23 protein-coding genes are annotated in these 25,427 nt (G+C 70.1%); 8 read left to right on the top strand and 15 right to left on the bottom strand.

All coding sequences use genetic code 11. From position 1 onward, the window contains the following. Positions 1 to 79 precede the first annotated feature (79 nt). The 11 genes from N4G66_RS25015 to N4G66_RS24965 all read right to left on the bottom strand — a co-directional run bounded on the left by N4G66_RS25015 (position 80) and on the right by N4G66_RS24965 (position 11,434). Positions 80 to 1,030, bottom strand: a complete 951-nt coding sequence (locus N4G66_RS25015) for a glutaminase (protein WP_261706430.1) — start codon at positions 1,028 to 1,030, stop codon at positions 80 to 82. Positions 1,031 to 1,399: 369 nt separating this feature from the next. Next, on the bottom strand, positions 1,400 to 2,434 hold the full coding sequence (locus tag N4G66_RS25010; protein WP_261706429.1) for an asparaginase: 1,035 nt from the start codon (positions 2,432 to 2,434) through the stop codon (positions 1,400 to 1,402). After that, the gene (locus N4G66_RS25005) at positions 2,431 to 3,108 is read right to left on the bottom strand and encodes a FadR/GntR family transcriptional regulator (protein ID WP_261706470.1); all 678 of its coding nucleotides are present in this window, start codon (positions 3,106 to 3,108) and stop codon (positions 2,431 to 2,433) included. Before N4G66_RS25005 ends, N4G66_RS25010 begins: the two co-directional genes overlap by 4 nt. Positions 3,109 to 3,334: 226 nt before the next feature. Further along, positions 3,335 to 4,171, bottom strand: coding sequence for an undecaprenyl-diphosphate phosphatase (locus N4G66_RS25000; RefSeq protein WP_261706428.1), 837 nt, complete (start codon positions 4,169 to 4,171; stop codon positions 3,335 to 3,337). An 83-nt stretch (positions 4,172 to 4,254) separates the two neighbouring features. Then, positions 4,255 to 4,629: a fluoride efflux transporter CrcB gene (gene crcB, locus N4G66_RS24995; RefSeq protein ID WP_261706427.1), complete on the bottom strand. Its 375-nt coding sequence runs from the start codon at positions 4,627 to 4,629 to the stop codon at positions 4,255 to 4,257. Continuing rightward, on the bottom strand, positions 4,626 to 5,036 hold the full coding sequence (locus N4G66_RS24990; RefSeq protein ID WP_261706426.1) for a DUF190 domain-containing protein: 411 nt from the start codon (positions 5,034 to 5,036) through the stop codon (positions 4,626 to 4,628). Before N4G66_RS24990 ends, crcB (N4G66_RS24995) begins: the two co-directional genes overlap by 4 nt. After that, complete coding sequence (crcB, locus tag N4G66_RS24985) at positions 5,033 to 5,497, bottom strand: fluoride efflux transporter CrcB (RefSeq protein ID WP_261706425.1); 465 nt, start codon at positions 5,495 to 5,497, stop codon at positions 5,033 to 5,035. Before crcB (N4G66_RS24985) ends, N4G66_RS24990 begins: the two co-directional genes overlap by 4 nt. 203 nt (positions 5,498 to 5,700) lie before the next feature. Next, on the bottom strand, positions 5,701 to 6,681 hold the full coding sequence (locus N4G66_RS24980; protein ID WP_261706424.1) for an SMP-30/gluconolactonase/LRE family protein: 981 nt from the start codon (positions 6,679 to 6,681) through the stop codon (positions 5,701 to 5,703). A 4-nt stretch (positions 6,682 to 6,685) separates the two neighbouring features. Further along, positions 6,686 to 6,973, bottom strand: a complete 288-nt coding sequence (locus N4G66_RS24975) for an ArsR/SmtB family transcription factor (protein WP_261706423.1) — start codon at positions 6,971 to 6,973, stop codon at positions 6,686 to 6,688. A gap of 144 nt (positions 6,974 to 7,117) precedes the next feature. Further along, the gene (locus tag N4G66_RS24970; RefSeq protein ID WP_261706469.1) at positions 7,118 to 8,677 is read right to left on the bottom strand and encodes a glycoside hydrolase family 53 protein; all 1,560 of its coding nucleotides are present in this window, start codon (positions 8,675 to 8,677) and stop codon (positions 7,118 to 7,120) included. Between the two features lie 735 nt (positions 8,678 to 9,412). Further along, entirely contained in the window at positions 9,413 to 11,434 is a 2,022-nt protein-coding gene (locus tag N4G66_RS24965; RefSeq protein WP_261706422.1) for a beta-galactosidase, read from the bottom strand. A 309-nt stretch (positions 11,435 to 11,743) separates the two neighbouring features. Here N4G66_RS24965 and N4G66_RS24960 point away from each other — a divergent pair, with 309 nt between their 5' ends. The 6 genes from N4G66_RS24960 (at position 11,744) to N4G66_RS24935 (ending at position 17,070) form a co-directional block, all read left to right on the top strand. Further along, a complete protein-coding gene (locus tag N4G66_RS24960; RefSeq protein WP_261706421.1) occupies positions 11,744 to 13,066 on the top strand; it encodes an ABC transporter substrate-binding protein in 1,323 nt (440 codons plus the stop codon). Further along, positions 13,063 to 13,986, top strand: coding sequence for a carbohydrate ABC transporter permease (locus tag N4G66_RS24955; protein WP_261706420.1), 924 nt, complete (start codon positions 13,063 to 13,065; stop codon positions 13,984 to 13,986). Before N4G66_RS24960 ends, N4G66_RS24955 begins: the two co-directional genes overlap by 4 nt. Next, positions 13,983 to 14,888 carry a carbohydrate ABC transporter permease gene (locus tag N4G66_RS24950; protein ID WP_261706419.1) on the top strand — a complete coding sequence of 302 codons (906 nt, stop codon included), beginning with the start codon at positions 13,983 to 13,985 and terminating at the stop codon, positions 14,886 to 14,888. Before N4G66_RS24955 ends, N4G66_RS24950 begins: the two co-directional genes overlap by 4 nt. Next, a complete protein-coding gene (locus N4G66_RS24945; protein ID WP_261706418.1) occupies positions 14,885 to 15,916 on the top strand; it encodes a LacI family DNA-binding transcriptional regulator in 1,032 nt (343 codons plus the stop codon). The genes N4G66_RS24950 and N4G66_RS24945 overlap by 4 nt, the downstream gene beginning before the upstream one ends. A 239-nt stretch (positions 15,917 to 16,155) precedes the next feature. After that, on the top strand, positions 16,156 to 16,506 hold the full coding sequence (locus N4G66_RS24940; RefSeq protein ID WP_261706417.1) for a VOC family protein: 351 nt from the start codon (positions 16,156 to 16,158) through the stop codon (positions 16,504 to 16,506). Between the two features lie 165 nt (positions 16,507 to 16,671). After that, on the top strand, positions 16,672 to 17,070 hold the full coding sequence (locus tag N4G66_RS24935) for a MarR family winged helix-turn-helix transcriptional regulator (protein WP_261706416.1): 399 nt from the start codon (positions 16,672 to 16,674) through the stop codon (positions 17,068 to 17,070). 58 nt (positions 17,071 to 17,128) lie between these two features. Here the strand turns inward: N4G66_RS24935 and pqqB are convergent, their stop codons facing one another. The 3 genes from pqqB to N4G66_RS24920 all read right to left on the bottom strand — a co-directional run bounded on the left by pqqB (position 17,129) and on the right by N4G66_RS24920 (position 21,802). Continuing rightward, positions 17,129 to 18,022, bottom strand: a complete 894-nt coding sequence (gene pqqB / locus N4G66_RS24930) for a pyrroloquinoline quinone biosynthesis protein PqqB (RefSeq protein ID WP_261706415.1) — start codon at positions 18,020 to 18,022, stop codon at positions 17,129 to 17,131. Between the two features lie 167 nt (positions 18,023 to 18,189). After that, positions 18,190 to 18,606, bottom strand: a complete 417-nt coding sequence (locus tag N4G66_RS24925; protein ID WP_261706414.1) for an SseB family protein — start codon at positions 18,604 to 18,606, stop codon at positions 18,190 to 18,192. Positions 18,607 to 18,832: 226 nt separating this feature from the next. After that, the gene (locus N4G66_RS24920; protein ID WP_261706413.1) at positions 18,833 to 21,802 is read right to left on the bottom strand and encodes a carbohydrate binding domain-containing protein; all 2,970 of its coding nucleotides are present in this window, start codon (positions 21,800 to 21,802) and stop codon (positions 18,833 to 18,835) included. A gap of 439 nt (positions 21,803 to 22,241) precedes the next feature. On the opposite strand from N4G66_RS24920, the gene N4G66_RS24915 reads away from it, so the two are divergent. Both N4G66_RS24915 and N4G66_RS24910 read left to right on the top strand, forming a co-directional pair. After that, positions 22,242 to 23,261, top strand: coding sequence for a permease (locus N4G66_RS24915; RefSeq protein ID WP_261706412.1), 1,020 nt, complete (start codon positions 22,242 to 22,244; stop codon positions 23,259 to 23,261). Further along, complete coding sequence (locus N4G66_RS24910; RefSeq protein WP_261706411.1) at positions 23,258 to 24,178, top strand: TIGR03943 family putative permease subunit; 921 nt, start codon at positions 23,258 to 23,260, stop codon at positions 24,176 to 24,178. The genes N4G66_RS24915 and N4G66_RS24910 overlap by 4 nt, the downstream gene beginning before the upstream one ends. 237 nt (positions 24,179 to 24,415) lie before the next feature. On the opposite strand, the gene N4G66_RS24905 is transcribed toward N4G66_RS24910, so the two are convergent. Then, positions 24,416 to 25,189, bottom strand: a complete 774-nt coding sequence (locus tag N4G66_RS24905) for a TetR/AcrR family transcriptional regulator (protein WP_261706410.1) — start codon at positions 25,187 to 25,189, stop codon at positions 24,416 to 24,418. Between the last annotated feature and the right edge of the window lie 238 nt (positions 25,190 to 25,427).

Genomic DNA, 25,427 nt, shown 5'->3' with positions numbered 1-25,427 from the left:
GTGGCGTGATCGGCGTGTGTCGGGGGAACGTCGCGAGTGAGGTGATCGGCGTGTGTCGGGCGACCGTCGTGGGCCTGCCCTAGAACACCGACAGACCGGTCAGCGTCGTGAAGCGGTCCAGGGCTGCCACGCCCGCCACCGAGTTGCCGCGTTCGTCGAGGCCCGGGCTCCAGACGCACAGGGTCAAGCGGCCCGGCACCACGGCGATGATGCCGCCGCCCACCCCGCTCTTGCCCGGCAGCCCGACCCGGTAGGCGAAGTCGCCCGCGGCGTCGTACGTCCCGCACGTCAGCATGATCGCGTTGATCTGTTTGGCCTGGCTCATAGCGAGCAGCCGGCCGCCGTCGGCACGAATGCCGTGCCGGGCCAGGAATCCGGTGGCGAGGGCGAGGTCGGCGCAGGACGCGGCGATCGAGCACTGGAGGAAGTACTGCTCGAGCAGGACCGGCACCGGGTTGTCGATGTTGCCGTACGACGCCATGAAGTGGCCGAGTGCCGCGTTGCGGTCGCCGTTCGCGGTCTCGGAGGCGGCGATGTCCTTGTCGAAGTCGAGCTGCGCGTTGCCGCTCTCGGCCCGCAGGAACTCCAGCAGGGTGCCGGCCGCGTCGCCGGTCCGGGTCTGCAGCCGGTCGGTGACGACGAGGGCTCCCGCGTTGATGAACGGGTTGCGCGGGATGCCGTTCTCGTATTCCAGCTGCACCAGGGAGTTGAACGGATTGCCGGAGGGCTCCCGCCCGACGTGCTCCCACAGTGCGTCGCCCTCGCGGGCCAGGTCGAGGGCGAGCGTGAAGACCTTCGTGATGGACTGGGTGGAGAACGGCTGCCGCCAGTCCCCCACCCCGTACACCGTGCCGTCGAGCTCCGCGACGGCCATGCCGAAGCGCCGTGGGTCGCAGGCGGCCAGCGCCGGAATGTAGTCGGCGGGCCGCCCGCGTCCCGGCGTCTGCGCGATCTCGGTGGCGATGCGCTCCAGGACCGGCTGGAAGGTCAGGGAGGACGGATACGACGAATTCGCGGGCATGATCGCCATTGTGCCGCCCACTCGGTCCCACGGCTCATCGATGCGGACCGTCCCGGGGACCTCGCCCCCTGCGTCAGGCGCTCGTCCCGGCCCTGGTGTTCCGGCCCAGGTTCGGACAATGCCCGGTGGAGCTTGCCCCCTTGCATCCGAACCTCGTCCCGGCCGTGGGCGTCCCGGCCCAGGCTCGAACGACGGCCGACGAACTCTGTTCCCCCGTGTCCGACCATCGTCTGGCCCAGGGCGTCCTGGCCGCCGCTGTTCGTGCTTCCACCGGCCTCGGGCCGCCGTGGGCCGCCGAACCGCCTCGGGCGTCAACAGGCCGATTTGCACGATGAGTCGGGGGTCACCGCGGCCGGTTGCGAATGCTGTCGGCGTACGTCAGGCGTACGCAGGCCGGTCGAGCGCGCCGAGGGCGCGGACGGGCCGGACGCTGCCGACCACCGCGCCGCCGCCGAGGAGGGGCGCGCCCGCGAACTCGGCGAGGGCGGCCGGGTCGACCCCGGCCCGTGCCAGGGCCGCGGCGGCCACCGGGACACGCGCCCGGTCGGCGCCGTCGGCGATCTTCACGGCGACGGCGCGGCCGTCGGGCAGCGCCGCGACCTGGACGCCCTCGAAACCGTCCTTGGCGAGCAGCCCCGGCACCGCGCGCATCAGAGCGGCGACGTCACGCCCGGACCCGGAGGCCATCTCGGCGTGCTCGCGCATCGCGTCGGCCACCCGGGCCTCGGGGGTGCCCGGCGCGGCGGTGGCGATCCGGACGGCGGCGCGGGCGAGGCCTTGGAGCGAGACGGAGAACAGGGGCGCGCCGCAGCCGTCGACGGTGACCTGGGCGACGGCCTGTCCGGTGAGGTCCTCGACGGTGGCGGCGATCGCCCGCTGGAGCGGGTGCGCCGGGTCGAGGTAGTCGTCGAGCGACCAGTCGTTGAGGCGGGCGGTGTACAGCATGGCCGCGTGCTTGCCGGAGCAGTTCTGGGCGAGCCGGGAGGGCATCCGGCGGTCGCGTATCCAGGTCTCCCGGACGACCGGGTCGAAGGGCAGGTCGGGGATGTTGCGCAGGCGCTGCTCGGACAGCCCGGCCGTCTCCAGGATGCGCCGGGTGCCGGCGAGATGCCGTTCCTCGCCGGAGTGGCTGGCCGCGGCGAGCGCGAGCAGTTCGCCGTCCAGCGGGAGCCCGGCGCGCAGCATCGCCACGGCCTGTACGGGCTTGAGTGCCGAACGTGGGTAGAAGGCCGCCTCGATGTCGCCGATGCGGAGTTCCACGCCGCCGTCGGCACCCAGGACGACGACCGAGCCGTAGTGGATGCCCTCGATCACGCCGCCGCGTACGAGGTGGGCGACGGGCGCGTGCAGGGGTTCGCGGATCACGGGGGCCGCCGCGACGGGCGGACCTCCGTGCGTCAGGGTCGGGTTCACGCGTCGGGTCCGCCTTTCGTGGGGGTGTCCGTGCGCCCGGGGCGCACGATGGAGGTGAGCGCGGTGTCCACCCGGTCGAGGTGGTGGGACATGGCCTCGACCGCGTCCTGTTCACTGCCGTCGACCAGTGCTTCGACGATCGCCCGGTGTTCCCGGTTCGACTGCTCCCGGCGGCCGCCGAGGTCGTTCAGGAAGGCCGACTGACGGGCCAGCGCGTCCCGGATCTCCTCGATGACACGGCGGAAGACCGGGTTCTGGGAGGCCTCGGCGATGGCGATGTGGAAGATCGTGTCCATGGCGACCCAGGCCGTGGTGTCGGTCTCCCGCTCCATCCGGTCGAGCAGGTGGGCGAGGTGGTCGAGGTTCTCCGGGGTGCGGCGCACGGCCGCGTAGCCGGCGACGGGGATCTCGACATGGCGCCGTACTTCGAGGAGGTCGCCGGCCGCGTAGTCGCCGAAGGTGGGGTCCTGGACCGCGTCGGCCACCACGAAGGTGCCCTTGCCGGTACGGGACACCGTCAGGCCCATCACCTGGAGGGCCCGCAGCGCCTCGCGCAGCACGGGGCGGCTGACCTCCAGGCGGCGGCAGAGCTCGGCCTCGGAGGGGAGCTTGTCGCCGACGGCGTGGTCGCCTCGCTCGATGGCGTCGCGGAGGTGGGTGAGCACCGCTTCCATGGCGCTGACACGCCGCGGCACCGCCCCACCTGTCTGGCTGTCTGACAGGTTCACGGACGCGATACTCCGGGCGGCCGAAGGGGATGTCAAGCGGGGTGCGAGGAAGGACACAGAGGAAGAACACAGGGGCGCGAAGCCTGGAAATCGGCTTCGCGCCCCTGTGAGCGGCTTGTTCACGCCCTGGGACAGGCTCGCACCGGCGCCCTGGGCTGTCAGCTGTCAGCTGTCAGCTGTCGATGATGCCCGCGCCCAGCAGCCCGAAGAGCAGCACGCCGATGATGATGCGGTAGATCACGAAGGCGTTGAAGGAGTGCTTGGCGACGAACTTCAGCAGCCAGGCGATCGAGGCGTAGGCGACGACGAACGACACGACGGTGCCGACGATCAGCGGAGCGGCGCCCACTCCGGTGCCCAGGGCGTCCTTCAGCTCGTACAGACCCGCGCCGGTGAGGGCCGGGATGCCGAGGAAGAAGGAGAGCCGGGTGGCGGCGACGCGGTCCAGGTCGAGGATGAGGCCCGTCGACATGGTGGCGCCGGAGCGCGAGAAGCCGGGGAAAAGCAGGGCGAGGATCTGGGAGCTGCCGACCAGCATCGCGTCCTTGAACGAGACGTCGTCCTCACCGCGCTTGTGGCGGCCCATCTGGTCGGCCGCCCACATCACGGCACTGCCCGCGATCAACGAGCCCGCGACCACCCACAGGGAGGCCAGCGGACCCTCGATGAGCGGCTTGGCCGCGAGACCCACGGCCACGATCGGGATCGTCGCGTAGATGACCCACCAGGCGAACTTGTAGTCGTGGTTGTGCCGCTCGTCCTTGTTGCGCAGCCCGCGTCCCCAGGCGGAGACGATCCGCACGATGTCCTTGAAGAAGTACACGAGCACGGCGGCGATCGCGCCGACCTGGATGACCGCGGAGAAGCCGACGACGGCGTCGTCGTCGACGGGGATGTTCATCAGCCCCTCGGTGATCTTGAGGTGACCGGTCGAGGACACGGGAAGGAATTCGGTCACCCCCTCGACGACTCCGAGGACGACGGCCTGACCGACGTTGATGACGCTCATGGGATCCAGTTCTGAGGAGTTGGTCGACAGTGCTGTAGACGGTGCAGGAGACAGTGTTACCTATGCGCGCGGACGCCCGTCATCTACGTCCACAAAGCTTGCGCAAACGAGACCCCGGCGAACGCCGCGCCGAGGCCCGCCGTCACGCTCACGATCACGTTGGCGGCAGCGTAGAACCCCGCACCGGTCTCGGTCAGCCGCAGGGTCTCGTACGAGAACGTCGAGTACGTGGTCAGCGCCCCGCACAGACCGGTCCCGATCAGCAGTTGCAGGTGTTCGGACACCTGACCGGCCGAGGCGGCACCGGTCAGCAGACCGAGAACCAGGCACCCTGTCACGTTCACGACGAGGGTGCCCCAGGGGAAGACCGTATCGTGCTTCAGCTGTACCGCCCGGTCGGTCAGATGGCGCAGGGGTGCGCCGACCGCGGCACCGACGATCACCAGCAGCCAGTTCACAACGACTTCTCACCCTTCCCAGGCAGATCGCCGGCGGCGGCTGTGGTGCCCGGGGAGCCCTCGGGGGTGCGGTCCCGTCCCCCGTAATGGATGGCCTCGCAGTCGTCGAGGATCACCAGGCCCTCGGTGACGAGTTCGTCGAGCTGCGGCAGGAAGGCCCGCACGCGCGCCTCGGTGTCCACGACGATCACGGCCACCGGAAGGTCCTCGCTCAGCGAGAGCAGGCGCGAGGTGTGGATGAGGGAGGAGGTGCCGAAACCCTCGATGCCCCGGAAGACGCTGGCGCCCGCGAGGCCCGCCGCGTGGGCGCGGTGCACGATCTCCGCGTAGAGCGGCTTGTGGTGCCAGGTGTCGTTCTCGCCGATGAAGATCGTCATCCGCAGGGCGCTGCCCGTCAGTCTTGTCATCGCCGCCTCCACGCCAGGGCGCGGCGGGTCGCCGTCACCGCGAGCCACATCGCTGCGAGCGCCGCGCACAGGGTCGCGGCGAGATAGCCGAGCCCGGTGCCCGGGTGGCCCGTGCCGACCAGTTTCCGGATGTCGACGGCGTACGTCGAGAAGGTGGTGAAGCCGCCGAGGACTCCGGTGCCGAAGAAGGGACGCACCAGGCGGTGCGCCCTCCACGCGTCGGTGATCAGCACCATGAAGACGCCGATCACGGCGCAGCCCACGACATTGACCGTGAACGTGGTCCAGGGGAAGGCGCCGTCCGGTGTGGGCCACAGCCGCGCCGCTCCGTACCGGGCCGTGGCGCCGATGGCCCCGCCGAGGGCGACCACCGCGACGACCGGACCCTGGCCCCGCCAGGGAGACGCCACGCGCGCGGGCGTGCCGGATTCGCCGACGCGCTCGGGATGCGGGACTGTCATGTGTCTGGCGCTCCTACTCGCCGGGCCGGTGCGGGCACACAGCATCGCAAGCAGGGACCGTCGGCGGCATCCGTGCCGCGGTTCGGGTACGGCGGGCCCCACCGCCGCGCCGCAATGCAAGATCGCGGCCGGTGAACAGGGTAACGCCGGGGGCTCGGGCCGCGCACACCCGGCCCGTCCCTCGAAAGGCCTCGCGCGGCGGCTCAGTCGGAGGTGCCGGGCAGATCACAGACCGCGAGGCCCCGCTCCCAGATGCTTCCGAGAATCAGCAGGCCGTCGGCCTCACAGACGCTGGTGACCATACGGAACCGCGCACGGCGGCTTTCCAGGTGATGCACGACGCCGCCCGCGTCGTCGACCGCGAGGACACCCGTGGTGCCCGGCGGACGGAAGGGAGCGCGCACGGCGACCCGGGCCGCAACGCGCCGAACGGCCGGGCCCCGGCGGTGCAGGAGTTCCAGGGCGCCTACGCGGGGCCCCGCCAGTGCCACCCAGATCGGGCCGTCGGGGGCCCGCCAGAGATTGTCCGGCTGGCCCGGGAGGTCGTCGACGAAGGTCTCGGCCTGGCCCGCCCGCGGTCCGGTGAGCCAGTAGCGGACGAGGCGCCACGCGCCGGTCTCCGCGACGACGAGGAAGGACTCGTCTGCCGAGGAGGCGAGACCGTTGGCGAACTGCAGTCCCTCCAGCAGCACTTCGGGTTCCGTCTCCCCCGGTGCGAGGCGCAGCAGGCAGCCGGATCCGGTGTGTTCGACGAGATCGCCGATCCACTGCTTCAGGGGGTAACTCCGGCTGGAGACGGTGAAGTACACCGTGCCGTCCGAGAGGGCGACCACGTTGCTGCAGAAGCGCAGCGGGACACCGGCGACCCGGTCGGCGAGGACGCGCACGACTCCGTCCCCGAGCCCGATCCGCAGCAGCCCACGCTCGGCGTCGCACACCAGCAGAGCGTTGTCCGGGAGGAGTTCGAGGCCCAGCGGTCTGCCGCCCGTCTCGGCGACGACGCGGACGCCGACGCGGTCGGGATCACCGAGCCCGTCGACGCGTACGATGCGGCCGTCCTCCAGACCGGTCAGCACCCCGCCCCGGGGGTCGGCCACCACGTCCTCGGGGCCACGGCCGCCGAGGGGCACGACGAGCCGGGGTGCGAGTGCGGTGTGTCCCGTCGCCGCGGACCGTTGTCCCACGTGTCTACCAGCCCTTCTCGAAGTAGTGCGTGACCTCGGCGATGCGGTACTCGTCGCGGCGGTAGTAGGTCCGCCGTCCCACCTTCTTGGCGCGCAGCAGTCCGACGCCGGTGAGGAGGTCGAGATGGGTGCGTGCCACGGCCCGGCTCACACCGAGTTTGACGGCGAGTGCCTCGGGGCTGACGCCGTCCTCGACGAGGTCGCCGCGGCGCTGCGGCGGGAAGTGCACCACGGGGTTCCGCAACCACTCCAGGATGTCCAGTCGTTGCCCATTGACGGGCCCCTTCAGCATCTCGTCCCCCTCCGTCGCGGCGGTCTCCCGCTACTGTCCCGCAGCCCGGGGTGGCACGCACGGCCTTCCACGACCCTGGCCGGAGCCTAACTGCTCCGAAAGGGCGCGGGGCCCGGCCGCACCGGCGGCCGGGCCCCGCCAGGCTCAGCGGTGACTGAACAGGGACATGGCCGGAAGCGCCTTGTCGTCGAAGCCGAACAGGGCCTGGTTCTCCCATCCGTTGCCGGACGTCGCGTCGGCCGGGTCCCAGCCGTTGCCGGTGACCGCCGTCCAGGTGGCCTCCCAGTAGAAGACGCCGAGACCGCGGCCGTTCGGCACGGCCTCCACGATGTTCATCACGTCCCGCAGCCAGTTGGACTGCCCGGTGGTCGTGGCCGCGTAGCCGGAGACCAGTTCGGCGGTCGTGTCGATCTGGTTGGTGAGCGCGTCGTCGCTGTCCAGACGGAAGGGGTAGGCCGTCTCGGCGACGAAGACCGGCTTGCTGTAGCGGGCGGCCGCGTCGTCCAGGGTGGTCTGGAAGTCGTAGAGCGAGCCGTGCCAGTAGCCGTAGTAGGACAGGCCGATGGCGTCGAACTTCACGCCGTTGGCGAGGGCGGTGTCGAACCACCAGCGGGTGCCGGTGAGGTCCCCGCCCTTGGCGAGGTGCAGGGCCACGACGGTCGAGGAGCTGACCGCCTTGGCTGCGTCGTAGCCGGAGTTGAGCAGTCCGGCGAGCTGCGCGAAGTTGTCCGTGGAACCCTCGGACCAGAGCATGCCGCCGTTGATCTCGTTGCCGATCTGCACCATGTCGGCCGTGGTGCCCTGCGCCTTCAGGGAGTTGAGGACGTCATACGTGTGGTTGTAGACGTCGGTCTTGAGCTGGCTGTACGAGTGCCCGGCCCAGGCGGCCGGCTTGGTCTGGGTGCCGGGGTCGGCCCAGGTGTCCGAGTAGTGGAAGTCGACCAGGAGCTTCATGCCCTGCGCCTTGATGCGCTTGGCCATCGCGAGGACGCGGGCCTTGTTGTTGTAGCCGTCGGCCGGGTTCACCCAGACCTTGAGGCGCGCGTAGTTCATCCCGGCGGACTTGAGGATGGCGAGCGCGTCGCCGGTGGTGCCGGAACTGGTCTTGTAGACCCCGCCGTAGGCCTCGCTCTTGGCGAGGGAGGAGATGTCGGAGCCCTTGACGGTCAGTCCGGTGGTGCCAGAGGTGAACGTCAGGTCGTCGACGTTGATCCAGTTTCCGGCGTTGGCGTCGGAGTAGACGCTGATCGTGCACTGGTTGCCCGTCACGGCGACGGGCACGACCAGGTGGATCCACCCGCTGGTGGAGACCGGCAGATCGGTGCGCTGCTCGGTGCCGCCGCAGTTCTTCAGGGCGAGGTAGGCGGAGTTCTGTCCGCCGCCCGAGCGCACCCACGCGGTGAGTTTGTAGTTCCCGTTGGTCAGCCCTGTGAGGGTCTGGTAGGTCTCCACCTTGTAGGCCGAGGCGGAGTAGTGGCTGAGGCGGTAACTCCCGCCGTGGCCACCGGCCTCGACGTACGAGGCGCCGGTGGTGCCGGACTCCGACCAGCCGCTGGGCACGGCGGCGCCGGTCCCGTCGGCCTCGAACCCGGCGTTGGTCAGGGTGCTCGCCGCCTGCGCGGTCTGCGCGGGGAGGGCCGTGAGGGCGAGCCCGGCCGCGAGCGGCAGCAGCAAGGCCCTGAGTGTGCGTCTGGGATGGAACATCATCGTCCGTCGTCCCTTCGACGTGGTGGGGAGAGGGTGCCCCCGGTGGATCCGGGGGCGGCCCCTCCGCCCGCGGCTACTTGGCTCACACGGGCGGAGGGGAGTCGGCTCACCGCCGAGTCCCTTGACTCGGACGGCTGTTGGACCGACCGGGGGGTTGTGGAACCCGTCCGGGCGGGGGGATCACCGGGTTGTGCCCCGGCGGGATCGGGGCGGTCACCGGGTCGCGCGACCCGGACGGCTCGGTTCGATTCGGAACAGCCGCTGGATTGCGGCCCCGACGGCTGTGGGGTTGCCGGGTCGCGGCCCCGACGGGGTGGGGGCAGTCGCCGGATTGCGGGCCGACAACTCGGGGCAGTCACCGGGTTGCGACCCCGACGACCGGGGTGTCGTCGCCCGGCGCGGCCCCAACGGCTGAGGGGCCGTCGCCAGGTCCGCAACCCGGCGATGGTCGTTCCTTACGCCGGGCCGCAACCCGGCGGTGTCGGTGACGCCGCCGGGTTGCGGCCCGGACGACTTCGGTGACGCCACCGGATCGGCGGACCCGGCGGCGTGTGCGGTTCGGCCGGATCGGCGGAACCGGTGGCATCTGGTGCGGTCACTCGGCTCACCGCCCCGGCCGGCCGCCGGAGCTCGCCACCGGGGCGGGCCGGGCCACAGGCAAGTCCCGTGAGCCGGAGGCCGGTTGGCCGCCCGGTCACACGCCTCGGACGGCCCGCTCGACCGGCGGCCCCGTCAGCGGTCGAGGCGGACGACCCGGACGGCGCCCGCCGGGACAGCGAGGCGGCCGGCGGCGCGTTCGCCCGTCAGAAGCTCGGTGCCGTGCGCGTCCAGCGGCACCTTGGCGTCCGACGAGGTGTGGTTGACGGCGAAGACGTAGGTGCCCGACTCGCCGGTGCGACGCACCACTTCGACATCGCGGGGCAGATCCGCGCGCGGCGCGATGCGCGCGTCTTCGGCCACCCAGCCGATCAGGGCGTCGAGTCCCCCGGCTCCGAGGCGCGTCGACACGTACCAGGCCGAGCCGGCGCCGCTCTGATGCCGGGTGACCGCCGGGTGGCCGGCGGTGAGCCCGTCGGCGTACGTCCAGACGGTCTCGGCGCCGCGCGGCACCACGAACTCGGTCCACACGTCGCCGGTGAGTTCGGATCCGTCGGGCCCGGTGATCCGGACGAGCTCGCCTTGAAGCAGCGGGGAGAACTCCTCGACGGTCAGGCCGAGTACGTCCCGCAGGGCGCCGGGGTGGGGGCCCTCGTGCACGGCGTCGTGCTCGTCGACGATGCCGGAGAAGTACGAGACGAGCAGGGTGCCACCGTTGTCGACGTACTCCCTGAGATTGTTCCCCGCGGCCTCGGTCATCAGATAGAGCGCGGGTACGACGACAAGGGGATAGGCTGACAAGTCGGCTTCCGGGTGCGCGAAGTCGACCGTGAGGTGGCGGTCGTAGAGGGCCTCGTAGAAGGCGTCGGCGCGCTCGCGTGCGTCGTGGTCCTCGCTGGGACGCCACTGCAGGCTCTGCGCCCACCACGACTGCCAGTCCCACAGCACGGCCACGTCGGCGACCGTGCGGGTTCCCTTGACGGCGGCCAACGAGTCGATGGACGCGCCGAGTTCGACGACCTCGCGCCACACGCGTGAGTCGGTGCCGGCGTGCGGCAGCATCGAGGAGTGGAACTTCTCGGCGCCGCGCCGGGACTGCCGCCACTGGAAGAACATGGCGCCCTCGGAGCCGCGCGCCACGTGGGAGAGGGAGTTGCGGGCCATCTGTCCGGGCGCCTTGGCGGGGTTGCGGGGCTGCCAGTTGACGCCCGAGGTGGAGTGTTCGAGGAGCAGCCAGGGCGCGCCGCCCGCGACCGATCGGGTGAGGTCGGCGGCCATCGCGAGGTTCACGTGGGTGCGGCGGCCGTCGGTCATCAGGTAGTGGTCGTTGGTGACCAGGTCGACCTCGCGGCCCCATGCCCAGTAGTCGACGGAGTCGCACTGGCTGAGGGCCGTCATGAAGTTGGTGGTCACCGGGATGCCGGGCGCGAGGCGGTGCAGGATGTCCCGCTCGGCCACGAAGTTCTCGCGCATGGTCGTGTCGGCGAACCTCTTGTAGTCCAGCGCCTGCGCGGGATTGCCGACGGTCGGGGTGATGCGCGGCGGGTCGACCTGGTCGAAGCCGGCGTAGCGCTGGCCCCAGAAGGCGGTTCCCCAGGCCTCGTTGAGCTCGTCGATGGTGCCGTAGGTGGTGGTCAGCCAGGTGCGGAAGTGCGCGGCGCAGGAATCGCAGTAGCAGGCGGAGACGGGGACGCCGTACTCGTTGTGGACGTGCCACAGGGCGAGTGCGGGGTGGTCGGCGTACCGGGTCGCGAGCCGTGTGGTGATGGAGGCGGCTGCCGCCCGGTAGTCGCTGTTGCTGTGGCAGATGGCGCCGCGTGATCCGAAGGCGTAGCGGGTGCCGTCGGCGGCAACGGGGAGCGCTTCAGGGTGTTCGCGGTAGAACCAGGCGGGCGGTGCGACGGTCGGGGTGCCCAGGTCCGCGCGTATGCCGTTCTTGTGCAGCAGGTCGAGCAGGCGGTCGAGCCAGCCGAACTCGTAAGTGCCCGGAACCGGTTCGAGCAGCGCCCAGGAGAAGATCCCGACGCTCACCATCGTGACGCCTGCCTCGCGCATCAACCGGACATCCTCGGGCCAGACGCTTTCCGGCCACTGCTCGGGGTTGTAGTCCCCACCGAAGGCGAGCCCGGTGAGGCCCTTGGGGTTGGTCTCCGGCATGGATCTCTCCCATGTAATCGATCATTTGGGAACGTGCACACACAGCGCCAGCGGCGTGAGCCCAACATAACCGCACAGCAACAACCATTGACAAGTGTCCGGGATGTTTCTCTACTGTGAACGCTCACAGAAGCACCGCGAGTGTGCCGAAGGAGGCGCTCCGGTGTCGAGAGGCGACTGTGCGAAGGCCCTGAGGGTCGAGAACACGGTCGCGGTCCCGGTACCGGCAGACGCGCCCCAACGCGACCCGCGCAAGAACAGGGCAGGCCTCCGCAGCAGGCGGAGGCCCAGGTCAGGGGAGAACGTTCCATGCCCATCACGAAGCACAACCGCCTCGTGGCCAGCACCATCGCCGTCGTCCTCGGCGCCACCTCGCTCGCCGCCTGCGGCTCGTCGGACGACGACAAGAGCGCATCCCAGTCCGGACCCGCGACACTGACGTTCTGGACCTGGGCGCCGGGCATGGACAAGGTCGTCGACCTCTGGAACAAGGGGCCGGGGAAGCAGCAGCAGATCACCGTCGAGGTGAAGAAGCAGGCCTCGGGCGACACGCTCATCACCAAGATCCTCACCGCGCACAAGGCGAAGAAGGCACCGGACCTGGTCCAGGCCGAGTACCAGGCGCTGCCGACGCTGGTCAGCAACGACGCGCTCGCCGACATAGCCGCCGAGTCGAAGGAGGCGAAGACCAAGTTCGCCGACGGCGTGTGGCAGCAGACGACGCTGGGTACGGACGCGGTCTACGCGATCCCGCAGGACATCGGCCCGATGATGTTCTACTACCGCGCGGACCTGTTCAAGAAGTACGGCCTGACGGTTCCGACGACCTGGGAGCAGTTCGCCGAGACCGCCCGCGCGCTGAAGAAGAAGGCGCCGGACAAGGCCCTGACCACCTTCTCCGCCAACGACTCCGGCCAGTTCGCCGGTCTGGCCCAGCAGGCGGGTGCCAAGTGGTGGACCGCCTCCGGCGACAAGTGGAAGGTCGGCATCGACGACGCGGCCACCCGGAAGGTCGCCGACTTCTGGGGCGGTCTCGTCAAGGAGGGCGCGATCGACAACCAGCCGATGTACCAGCCGGCCTGGAACAAGGCGCTGAACACCGGCAAGGAGATCGCCTGGGTCAGCGCGGTGTGGGCGCCCGGCACCCTGACCACGGCGGCCCCGCAGACCACGGGCAAGTGGGCGATGGCCCCGCTGCCGCAGTGGTCAGCCGGCGAGAACGTCACCGGCAGCTGGGGCGGCTCCTCGACGGCCGTCACCACGGACTCCCCGCACAAGGCGGCCGCCGCGAAGTTCGCCGCCTGGCTGAACACGGACCCGCAGGCGGTGGCCGCGCTGGCCAAGGAGAGCGGCATCTACCCGGCGTCCACGAGCGCGCAGACCAGTGACGCGTTCGCGCAGCCGCCGGCCTTCTTCTCCAACCAGCCGGACTTCTACACCAAGGCCTCGGAGATCGCCAAGACCACCGCGCCGTCCGCGTGGGGCCCGAACGTGAACGTGGCCTACACGTCCTTCAACGACGCCTTCGGCGCCGCCGCGAAGAACAAGTCGGACTTCGGCGCCGCCCTGAAGACCATGCAGGACGCCACTGTCGCCGACCTCAAGAAGCAGGGCTTCGGGGTCGCTCAGTGACGACCGCACGCCGGAAGCCGTACGGGGTCAAGGGGGCCCCGTACGGTTTTCTCCTCCCCGCGACGATCCTCTTCGTCCTCTTCTTCGCACTGCCCATCGGCTACGCGATCTGGCTGAGCCTGCACAAGGTCCAGGTCAAGGGCCTCGGCCTGGGCGCCGGTGCCCGCAACGAAGTCTGGGCGGGCCTCAGGAACTACACCGACGCGCTGACCGACAGCGAGTTGGTCGCCGGCGCGCTGCGCGTGGCGGGCTATGGCCTCATCGTCGTGCCGGTGATGCTCGGCCTCGCGCTGGTCTTCGCGCTGATGCTCGATGCGGAGAAGGTGCGCCTCGCGCCCTTCACCCGGCTCGCGATCTTCCTGCCGTACGCCATCCCCGGCGTCGTGGCGGCCCTCCTGTGGGGATTCCTGTACCTCCCGGACGTCAGCCCCTTCTACTTCATTCTCGGCAAACTGGGCCTGCCGCAGCCGAACCTGCTGGACGGCGGCCCGCTGTTCCTCGCTCTGTCGAACATCGCGGTGTGGGGCGGCACCGGCTTCAACATGATCGTCATCTACACCTCGCTCCAGGCCATCCCGGCCGAGGTGCGCGAGGCGGCGAAGCTGGACGGCGCCGGCCCGCTGCAGACCGCCCTGCGGATCAAGATCCCGATGGTGGCGCCCTCCCTGGTGCTCACCTTCTTCTTCTCGATCATCGCCACGCTCCAGGTGTTCAGCGAGCCGACCACCCTCAAACCCCTCACCAACTCCGTCTCCACGACCTGGAGTCCGCTGATGAAGGTCTACCGGGACGCGTTCAACACCGGTGACATCTACGCGGCCGCCGCCGAGGCCGTGATCATCGCCGTGGTCACGCTGGTCCTGTCCTTCGGTTTCCTGCGCGCCGCGAACTCCCGTACCAAGCAGGAGGAAGCACGATGAGTTCTCTTGCCGTCCGCAAGGCCGCACCGGCCGCGGGCACCACCCCCGGCACCGCCCAGGGACCGCCCCTGCGCGGCCGGATCGCCCTGGTCCCCACCCTCACTCTGCTGCTCGGCGCGCTCTACTGTCTGCTGCCCGTCGCCTGGGTGGTGATCGCGGCCACCAAGTCGGGCCGCGAGCTGTTCTCGACGTTCACCTTCCTGCCGGGCACCGGGTTCACCCAGAACATCAAGGACCTCAGCGCCTACCGCGACGGCATCTACTGGAAGTGGATGGGCAACTCCGCGCTCTACGCCGGGCTCGGCGCCCTGCTGTCGACGGCTGTCTCGGCGGTCAGCGGCTACGCCCTCGCGATCTACCGCTTCCGGGGCCGCGAGACCATCTTCAATGTACTGATGGCGGGCGTGCTGATGCCGCCGGTGATCCTCGCGATCCCGCAGTACCTGCTTATGGCCAAGGCGGACCTGACGGACTCGTACGCGTCGGTGCTGCTGCCTCTCGTCCTGTCCCCGTACGGCGTGTACCTCGCCCGGATCTACGCCGCCGCGGCCGTCCCCGGTGACGTGGTCGAGGCCGGGCGGATGGACGGCGCCGGCGAGTGGCGGATCTTCACCCGGGTCGCGCTGCCCATGATGGTGCCCGGTCTGGTGACGGTCTTCCTGTTCCAGTTCGTGGCCGTGTGGAACAACTTCCTGCTCCCCTACATCATGCTCAGCGACGACGAGAAGTTCCCGATCACGCTCGGCCTGTTCACCCTCCTCGAACAGGGCTCCAACACCCCGGCCCTGTACACCCTGGTGATCACCGGCGCCCTGCTCGCGATCATCCCGCTGGTCGCGCTGTTCCTGGTCATCCAGCGCTTCTGGAGCCTCGACCTGCTGTCCGGAGCCGTAAAGTCATGACCATGAGCAACACGGGGGGTCGGCGCAAGCCGCCGACGATCCATGACGTCGCGCGCGAGGCCGGTGTCTCACGAGGCACCGTGTCACGCGTACTCAACGGCGGGCACTATGTGAGCCCCACGGCGGCGGAGGCGGTCAACGCCGCCATCCGCAGGACGGGCTACGTCGTGAACCGGCACGCCCGTTCGCTGATCACCGGACGGTCCGACTCGGTCGGCTTCCTGCTGACCGAGCCCCAGGAGCGGTTCTTCGAGGACCCGAACTTCAACGTCCTGCTGCGCGGCTGCACCCAGGCGCTCGCCGCGCACGACGTCCCGCTCCTGTTGATGCTCGCAGGCACCCAGGACGAACGGCGGCGCATCACCCGGTACATCACGGCGGGCCATGTCGACGGGGTGCTGCTGGTCTCCAGCCACTCCGGCGATCCGGTCGCCGAGCAGTTGCGCGAGGCCGGTGTGCCGCTCGTCGCGTGCGGAAAGCCCATCGGCCTCGGTTCCAAGGTGAGTTACGTGGCCGCCGACGACCGGGACGGTGCCCGGGACATGGTCACGCACCTGCTCTCCCTCGGGCGGCGCCGTATCGGAATGGTCACCGGCCCGCTGGACACCCCCGGCGGTGTCGAGCGCCTCGCCGGCTACCGGGAGGTGCTCGCCGAGGCGGGCGTCGAGGCCGACGACCGGCTCATCGCCTCCGGCGACTACAGCCGCGCCAGCGGTGAGGCGGGCGCCGAACGGCTCCTCGAGAGCGCCCCGGACATGGACGCCGTGTTCGTCGCCTCCGATCTGATGGCCCAGGGCGTGCTGGCCGCGCTGCGCAAGGCCGGCCGCCGGGTCCCGGAGGACGTCTCGGTCGGCGGCTTCGACGACTCCCCCGCCGCCACGGCCGCCACCCCGGCCCTCACCACCATCCGCCAGCCCTGGGACCGCATCAGCTCCGAGATGGTCCGGGTCCTCCTCGCTCAGATCGGCGGCGAGGACCCGGCGGCGGTGATCCTGCCGACGGAACTGGTGCGCCGCGAGTCCACCTGAGGGCCGCACCGGAGCACACCGGGGCGCACCCGAGCGGCCGCCCCGAGCGGGCCCCGGAAACGCAGGGGCCCCGGGACCGGATCTCCCCGGGGCCCGGCCCCGCTCCGGGGAGGTCCGGCGCACCGGTCAGGATTCGAGAAGCCATACGCGCCTCCCCCCGCTTAGCGTGAAAGGACCGTCGGAACACCGGCGACACGACAGCCGGCCGACGCGGCCGCCACCCACCACGAGGAGTCGGGATGACCACCGGAGTCAAGACGATCATCTACCCCGTCAAGGACATCGCGAAGGCAAAGGCCCTGTTCACCGCGCTGCTGGGGGTGGAACCGTACGTGGACGAGCCGTACTACGTCGGTTTCAAGGACGCGGGTCAGGATGTCGGCCTCGACCCGAACGGCCACGCCAAGGGGCTGACCGGGCCGGTCCCCTTCTGGCACGTCGACGACATCAAGGAGTCCCTGTCGGTCCTGCTCGGCGCCGGCGCCGAGACGCTCCAGGAGCTCCAGGACGTGGGCAACGGGAGGCTGGTCGCGTCGGTGAAGGACGCGGAGGGCAACCAGGTCGGGCTGATCCAGGACCCCACCACCTGACAGCCAGGCCTGCCTGGCCCTCCGGATGCGGGCGAGCGGCCTCTGGACACGGGCCGACGACGACCGGATGCGGCCAACGGTGACCGAGTGCGGGCGAACGGTGACCGATGCAGACGCACTAGTTGCACACTCAATCAATGGCCCGATCTCTGTTACCGTTCAGTTATGGCAACGAAGACGCCCGATGCCCGGCTGGAGGACCAGTGGCGGGACATCCTGTCGGTGCACGCGCGCACGATGTGCGAGATCGACCGCGCGTTGCATCCGCACGGCCTGGGAGCCAGTGACTTCGAGGTCCTGGACATCCTCGCCTCGGAGACCGCCACCGAGTCCGGCGAGCAGTGCCGGGTGCAGAACATCGCGGGCCGGGTCCATCTGAGCCAGAGCGCGCTGTCCCGGCTCATCGGCCGGCTGGAGAAGGACGGCCTGGTGGAACGCACCGTCTGCCAGGAGGACCGCCGCGGGGTGTGGGTCGCCCTCACCCAGAAGGGCCGCGACCTGCACGCCGAGGTGCTCCCCCTGCAGCGGTCCGTGCTCGCCCGCATGCTGCGGCCGCACGACTGATCTCCTCCACAGCCTTCCTCCACCGCCCTTCGCCGCGGTCCTTCGCACCCGGCCTCCGCTACAGCACGAACTCCGCTCCGTCCGGCAGGATTTCGGCGCCGGCCCCGGTCACCGACGCACAGGCGTCCGTGGCCGGGTCGAGCAGCGGGTTCGTGCTGTCGAGGTGGGTATAGACAACGCGTGCGTCCGGATGCCGCGCCAGCGCGGCCAGGCTGCCGTCCACGCCGGAGACCGGGAGGTGCCCGGGAAGGCGCTCCTTGGACTTCCGCCCATGGGATCCCCGCACCGCCGTGTCCGTCCCCTCGGTCGCATAGAAGGTGCCGTCGAGCAGGACGCAGGTCGCCCCGGTGAACAGGCCGTCCAGCGCGGGTGTCCATTCCCCCAGGCAGGGCGCGTAGACGAGCACACCCCCGCTGGTCAGGTCCTCGATCCGGTACGCCGTCATCCAGCGGTCGTCGTCGGCGGCGGTCCCGGCGATGTGCCCGGGGGCCTTGGAACCGACCGCGTGGGCGCTGACGACCAGTCCCCCGGCCAGGACGAATCCGCCCTCGGTCAGACTGTCCGCCCATTCCCACAAGGTGTGGCGGTCGAGCAGGGTGCGCAACGGCGAGAGCGCGTCGAGGACCGGGGGCGCGGCGTAGACCTTCAGTCCCGGGGCGCCGCGCAGCACGGCCAGTCCCATGACGTGATCGGCCTCGGCGTCCGTCAGCAGGACGCCGCACACGGGTGTGCCCCTGGGCCCGGGGGCGAGCGCGGGGGTGGCGTTCAGCTGCGTACGCACGTCGGGTGAGGCGTTGAGCAGCCACCAGTCGCGGGAGTTGCCGCTGACGGCGACGCACTCCTGGGTGCGTGCGGGGAGTTTTCCGTCGCGGGCCGCCGAGCAGAGCCCGCAGGCACAGTTCCACTGAGGGAAGCCGCCGTCGGCGGCGGTGCCCAGCAGGACGACTCTCAAGGGAAACCCCACTCCTCGGCGGCGGCCTTTCCAGGGATCTTCCCCCTCAGGACGGGCCGGGCCACTCCACGGCAAGGAGCAATTCCGGACGTCCTTCACCCGCACGCCGACCCGACGGCCCCCGGGGCGGGGCCGTGGGCGGAGCCCGCGTCGCGCGGCCGTCAGCCTTACGGACGCGCCAGCAGTGTGCGTACGCCCTCGGAGGTGAGGGTCAGGCCGTGCGGCGAGGCGGCGTCGATCGTGAGGGCCAGATCGTCCGACGGCCACTGGGAGGCGAGCGCGCCGAGCGGCACGAGCCGGTAGCGCGAGACGGAGGGGAGGAGCTCGGCCAGCTCCAGCTCGGAGGTGAACACCGGAACCACCTGTCCGCCGCCGGGCTGGTCGAGGACCGGCAGCGCGACGGCATGGGGATCGGCGATGTCCGCGTCGGTGGCGTCGTCCGGCACGGGCACCAGTACGTCGCTGGCGGCGAGCGTGTCCAGCGCCGCGGTGTCGTCGGTGTTCGCGGCGAGGGTGTCCAGGGCCTCCTGGGCGGGTGTCGCCGTGGGTGCGGTGGGGTGGTGGTTGTTCAAGGGCGTGTCCATGACGGGATCCCCGGGTAGTGGCGGGCGGGCGGCCACCCGGGCCGGTCTGGCTCCCGGGCGTATCGACGGTCGCGTACCCAACGCTCACCACGCCATTCATCCTGGCTCCCGTCGGGCGCGGAAGCGGCGATCACGATGTCCCGTGCGGGCGTGGGGCGCCCGGTGCGATCACGGTGATCGCCGCTCCTGTGACCCGTCGGCCGGTCGCGGGCCGGTCGCGGGCCGCCTACTTGAGGTAGGGCCCGTCGGTTCCGATCCTGCCGGGGCCGTTGAGCACGTACACCCGAAGGTTTCCCTTCCCGGGCGCGGCCACCGACAGTGTGCCGCCGGAGACGGTCTTCACGTCACCGGTGACGGCATCCGTGTACGTGCCGTTCGGGACGCCGGTGAAGGTAGCGTCGCCGGTGACCGTGACCAGGGCGAAACTGTCGGTCGAGCCACTGGTGTAGCGGCGCTTGAAGGCCATCGAGCCGGTGATGCCGTCCGTCGAGTACTGGCCCGACTGCAGGGCCGGGATCGCCCGGCGGATCTGGTTGAGCCGCTGCAGGTGCTTGACCAGCGGCTGCGCGAGGGTCGTCGCGACCTCGCCGCTCGCGGAGTCGGCCTTTCCGAAGTCGGAGGCCGTGACGCTGCCCGCGAGATGGTCGCCGTAGTACGCGCGCCCGGTCGTCGCCAGCGGGCAGGTCGGCCCGCAGTCGATCTGCTTGCCCTTCTGGAACTCGATCTCCGAGCCGTAGTACAGCGTGGGGATGCCGCGGAAGGTCCACATCAGCGCCATGTTCTCGGCCCAGGCGTCGGTGCCGCCGCTGTAGCGGGTGCTCGACTTGTTCGGTCCGTAGTCGTGACTGTCGACGTAGACGACGTTGTACGTGGCGTCGTTGACGGAGTCGTCGGAGTCCTTGCCGTTGTTGTACGCGTTCTGCGCGTCACCGAAGTTCATGTGCATGCGCATGTCGATGATGTTCATGCCGGAGAACTGGCTGCGGTCCGGGGTGTGGTAGCTGTTCCCGCTCAGGAAGGCGTTGGTGGAGGTGGGCTGGCTGCCCGTGCCCAGCTGCTCCTCGTAGTTGTACTGCTCGATGGCGGCCGTCTCGTCGTCCGCGCTGTACTCCTTGCGTTCCTTCCAGGTGTAGAACTGCGCGGAGTGGTTCACCGAGCCGCGGTTCCATTTGTCGTTGACGAAGGCGCCCACTTCGCCGAAGACGAAGAAGTTCTTCGCGGCGTCCGTGCCGAAGCGCTGGGTGACCCGGTCGTAGATGGCGGGCAGGAAGCGGCGGTTCCAGGTGACGCGCGGGATGTGGACGGCGGTGTCCACACGGAATCCGTCGACGCCCATGTCGATGTACTTGTCGTACGCGCCGATCAGGTAGTTCTGGACGGTGGCGTTCTCGGTGTTGAAGTCGGCGAGGTCCTCGTGCAGCCAGCACGAACGGGAGTCCTCGCCCTCCCAGTTGCCGATCCAGCACTGGTGGTAGTACGCCTTCGGGAACATCCCCGAAGTGGGGCTGGGCCACTGGCAGTTGTACACGGTGTAGCCCTCGGCACTCTTGCCCCCGGTGGGCTTGCCCCAGTTGAGGCAGGTGTTCCCGGAGGGTTCGGCGGTCGACCACAGGTCGCCGTTGTAGTACGACTTGCCCGACTTGGGCTCGACGGTCAGGCCGTCGTACTCGAAGCCCTCGTTCTTCTCGTCGTAGTACCAGCTCCACTGGGAGTCGCGTACGCCGTATACGGTCGGCGTGAACAGGCCCTTCGCTCCCCAGCGGGAGCTGTGGTTGTAGACCACGTCCTGGTAGATCTTCATGCCCTTGGCGTGGGCCGCGTTGATCAGGTCCTGGTAGGAGGCTCCGGCCGACTCCAGCCGCGGGTCGACCTTGTAGAAGTCGTAGCCGTGATAGCCGTGGTAGTCGTAGTCCGAGCGGTTGAGGACGACCGGGGTGATCCAGACGGCCGAGAATCCGAGCGCCTTGATGTAGTCGAGTTTGTCGACGAGACCCTTGAAGTCCCCTCGGAACATGGGGTCGTTGTTGGCCGCGTTGCCCGACTTGACGTCCTGGCTGCCGCCGCGGTTGTTGGAACTGTCGCCGTCGTAGAAGCGGGCGGTGAGGACGAAGTAGATCGGGTCCTTGCGCGGATCGGTGCCGAGCGGCGTCCCCGAGGCCGGCGCGGGAGCCTTCTCGCCGGTCGTGACGGGGGCCGCGGAGGAGGCGGGCGAGGTGTTCCCGGCCGCGTCGACGGCCTTCACCGTGTAGGTGTAGGTGGTGTTCTCCTCAAGTCCCGTGTCGGAGTACACGGTCGAGCCGATGTCGGTGACGACGGTTCCCGACGTGCCGCCCGTGCGCGTGAGCTGATACTTCGTCACGGCGGTGTCGTCGGTCGCCGGGTTCCAGCTCACCACCACCGAGGTGTTGGTGGCGGTCGCCGTGACGCCTGTGGGAGTGGTCGGTGCCTGGGCGTCGGGCACTTCGGCGGCGCACGGGTCCGTGGCGCCGGCGGTGACGGTCCGATCCTTCACGGTCGTGGTGCCCGACGGGATCGTGTAGTCGGCGCTGTTGTTGTTGTCCCAGACGCCGTTGCCGTTGTTGAAGGCCGCCTTGAGCGAGGTCGCCGTACCGATGTCGAGGGTCTTCTTCCACCAGCCGGTGCAGGCGGTCTCCATGCCGACGCCGGGGACCGTCGTCCAGGAGCCGCCGGTGGGCGCGTAGTGGATGTTGGCCGTGGTCCAGCCGGACGTGGCGGTCGAGTAGTAGACGGTGGCCTGGTTGCCGCTTCCCGAGCCGGTGTCGGCGCACGGGTCACTGTGGGCGATCACACCGTCCTTGACGGTGATGGTGCCGGTGCCCAGCGCGTAGTTGTTGCCGCCGTTGTTGTCCCAGGTGCCGCTTCCGTTGTTGAAGGTGGCCTGCAGCCCGGCGGCCGAGCCGAGGTCGACGGTCTCCTTCACCCAGTCGGTGCAGGCCGCCTCCATCTTCACCCCCGGCACGGTGGTCCAGGAGCCGCCGTCCGGGGCGTAGTGCAGGTACGTGGTGGGCCAGTTCTTGGTCTTCGTGTAGTAGAAGACGGTCGTCGTCGCGGACGTGGCGGCCGTTTTCTCCACGGGGACGGATCCCGCGTTCGGCGGGGTCAGTCCGAACAGTCCGGACACCGCGACGAGCGCCACCAGCATGCGTAGCGGCGGCCGTTGGGGTCTGCGTCTCATGGGGCGTCTCCAATGCGGGTCCGGGGGGAGGGAGTTGCCTTGCAAGAAGAACCGGCAAGTTCCTGAAAGCCCTTGCGGCCCGGAAGCTACAGGTACATGACAGTGACGTAAAGAGATGTCACAACGACCGCGACACGAGGCGGAGACAGACGAGCGGTGGTGGCCGTCGTCCCGCCGGGTCCACCGGGGACCCGGCGGGACGACGGCCACGCCGGGACCCACCCGCTTGCGCCGTCCGGACGTGTCCGGTGGAAGATGGCCCAGCCACTCACGACGGCCGAGGGGCGTGAGCCGACTCCCCCGGTCCGGCGAAGGTCAAGAATCCCCCGGGCGCAGGCAATCCCGCCGACGCCCGGTGAGAAGCTGTGGCCGAGCCGGCGTATTCAAGGCGGAAGGGCAACGGCAGCCGCGCCCCTCCCCGACCGGAGGTAGCTCAAGCGTGACCATCACCGAGGAAGCCCCGCCTCCGGTTCACCGGCAGGACGAGGACGACCGCCAGGGCCGTAAGGGCTGGAACTTCAACTCCCCGCTCGCCCTGACCATGCTCCTGCTGCTGGTCATCGCATCGCAGGGGCCGATCCGCGGAGCGCTGTCCGCGCCGGTGATGCAGAGCTGGATGACCGTGTTCGTCGCGGTGGTGGTCCAGGCCCTGCCCTTCCTCGTGCTCGGTGTGCTGCTGTCCGCGGTCATCGCGGTGTTCGTCCCGCCGTCGTTCTTCGCCCGCGCACTGCCGAAACGGCCGGCGCTCGCAGTGCCGGTCGCCGGGATGGCCGGGGCGATCCTGCCCGGCTGCGAATGCGCCTCCGTGCCGGTCGCCGGGGCGCTGGTGCGGCGCGGTGTCACTCCGGCAGCGGCCCTGGCGTTCCTGCTGTCCGCCCCGGCGATCAACCCGATCGTGCTGACCGCCACCGCCGTCGCCTTCCCCCGGAACCCGGAGATGGTTCTGGCCCGCTTCGTCGCGAGTCTCCTCGTGGCCTGCGTGATGGGCTGGCTGTGGCAGCGTCTCGGCCGCACCGACTGGCTGCGTCCGCCGGCCCGCCCCGCACACGACGGCCTCGGCAAGGGGGCGGCGTTCTGGGGGTCGGTGCGGCACGACGTGATGCACGCGGGCGGATTCCTCGTACTGGGCGCGATGGCCGCGGCCACGCTCAAGTCGGTCGTACCGGCGAGCTGGCTGCACGCCGCGGCCGGGAATCCGGTCGTGTCGATCCTGGCCCTGGCGATCCTGGCCGTACTGCTGTCGATCTGCTCCGAGGCCGACGCGTTCGTGGTCTCCTCACTGACCCAGTTCTCGCTCACCGCCCGGCTGGCGTTCCTCGTCGTCGGACCGATGATCGACCTGAAGCTCTTCGCCATGCAGGTCGGCACATTCGGCCGCGGCTTCGCGGTACGGTTCGCGCCCACCACCTTCGCCCTCGCGATCCTCATGTCCGTACTGATCGGGGCGGTGCTCCTGTGAACCGGCAGGCACAGGCGGCCGTGCTCTTCCTCATCGGCGCGGCAGTGCTGCACGCGAGCGTCACCGACCTCTATCTGCGGTACGTCAAGGCCGGGTTGCGGCCCCTGCTGCTCGCGGCCGGCGTGGTGCTGATCGTCACGGCCCTCGCCACGGTCTGGTACGAGATACGCGAGCACCGGAAGGCTTCCGCCGACCGCCCCGGCGACCGGCGTGACGGAGCGCGGGCGCCCGAGCGGGAGATCCGTGACGCACACGCCGACACGGACACCGGCGCGGACGCGCACGGCCGCACGGGCGAGCACGAGCGCGCGTCCTGGCACGGGGACGAGCACTCGGACCGGCACAGGGACGAGCACGCAGACGGGCACACGGACAGCCATGGACACGGAGACGGCCATGGGCACGGGCATCGCGAACCACGTGTCTCCTGGCTCCTCGTCCTCCCGCTGCTCGCACTCATCCTGGTAGCCCCGCCCGCCCTCGGCTCCTACAGCGCGATGCGCGCCGGTACGGCGCTCCAGGCGCCCTTCGGCTACTCCAAGCTGCCCGCCGGCGACCCGGTCACTCTCGGCCTGGTCGACTACGCGGGCCGGGCGGCGTACGACCACGGACGCTCCCTCGGCGGCCGGCAGATCAAGATCACCGGCTTCGTCGCACTCGACCGGGCCGGCACGCCCTATCTCGTCCGCATGGCGCTCAACTGCTGTGCTGCCGACGCCCAGCCGGTCAAGATCGGCCTGTCCGGGCGGATTCCGCCCGTCCTGCGGCCCGACACCTGGCTCGAGGTCACCGGCGGCTACACCGGCAAGCGCACGAAGGACCCGGTCAACGGCGGCATCATCCCGTTCCTCGACGTGAGCTCGGCGAGGCCGGTCCCGACACCGCGCGATCCCTACGACGAGAGCTGGAACAACTGAGGCGAGAGCGGCGGGAGGTCCGCAGCGCCCTGCCGTGGCCGCGAGCCAGGGCCGCCGCGAGCGGGACGCGGGACGCGGGACGCGGGACGCGGGACGCGGGACGCGGGACGCGGGACGCGGGACGCGGGACGCGGGACGCGGGACGGTGTCACAGATCGGCCGGTGTCCAGAACCGGACAGGTGGCCGGAGCCTGCCAGTTGGCCGGAGCCCGGAGCCGGGCAAGCGTCCCTGCTCCCTCAGGCCTCCGGGTCCGGCAGATAGCTCGCCAGGCCGCGCAGCATGATCTCCAGACCGATGTCGAACCTCTCGTCGGAGGAGTCCGTCACCATCACCCCGGACAGGGCGCGCAGGTGGGGGAAGTCCGCTTCGGGCAGGGACGCGAAGTAGTTCTGCATGTCGTCGGCCATCTCACGCCAGTCGGGGCGGGCCAGGGAGGAACCGTCGCCGGTGTGCTGGGCGGCCCGGTCCTGCCACATGCCCTCCTCCAGCACGAACCCGTCGATGTAGGTGGAGATGAGGTCACCGGCCTCCGCCGCGATGCGGTCGGGCAGTCCGGCGGTGCGGAAGACGGCGAGCAACGACTCGACGTGCGGCAGCAGTTCGGCGGTGAAGGGGACATGGGCCATGGAGATCCTGGCCATGTCCCGATGGGACAGCAGGCGCCGTCGCCAGGAACGGGCGTACTCGCGCACCTGCTCCCGCCACCGCTCGGGGTCGGGTTCGGGCATCGTGAAGCTGTCGAAGAGGCGGGTGTACATCAGCTCCAGGAGGTCGTCCTTGGAGCTGATGTAGGCGTAGAGGGCGGAGACCGTGACCCCCAGTTCGGCGGCCACCTGGCGCATGGACAGCCCGTCGAGCCCTGACCGGTCCAGCACGGTGAACGCGGCCTCGACGATGCGTTCGCGCGACAGCGGCGCCCGTGCGGGGGCGACCCGGGCGCGAACGGAACGCTCGCGCTCCCAGGGGGACGGCGGAGGTTGTGCGGGGGTGCCGGCGGCCGCGTCGCTCATGAGGACAGTCTAGGCGCCGGGAGAGCAGTGTTCTCTCTCGGAGAGCGGCGTTCACTCCGCCTCAACGCGATATATCTTGTCCACGCCGTCGAGTTGCGCTATATCTTAATGAACGCCGTTCTCTTAATGAGCACTGTTCTGTTAAGGTGAACAGCGTTCTCCGGCGTCTGATCCTTCTCCATCCTTCATCTCCCTCCGTGACGGCAAGCCGGGCAGTCACACCCATCCGCCCCACCGC

It is taken from the genome of Streptomyces rhizosphaerihabitans (assembly GCF_025399795.1).
Taxonomy (GTDB): Bacteria; Actinomycetota; Actinomycetes; order Streptomycetales; family Streptomycetaceae; genus Streptomyces; species Streptomyces rhizosphaerihabitans.
The sequence above is the reverse complement of the archived record's forward strand: the minus strand, read 5'-3'. Positions and strand labels throughout refer to the sequence as shown.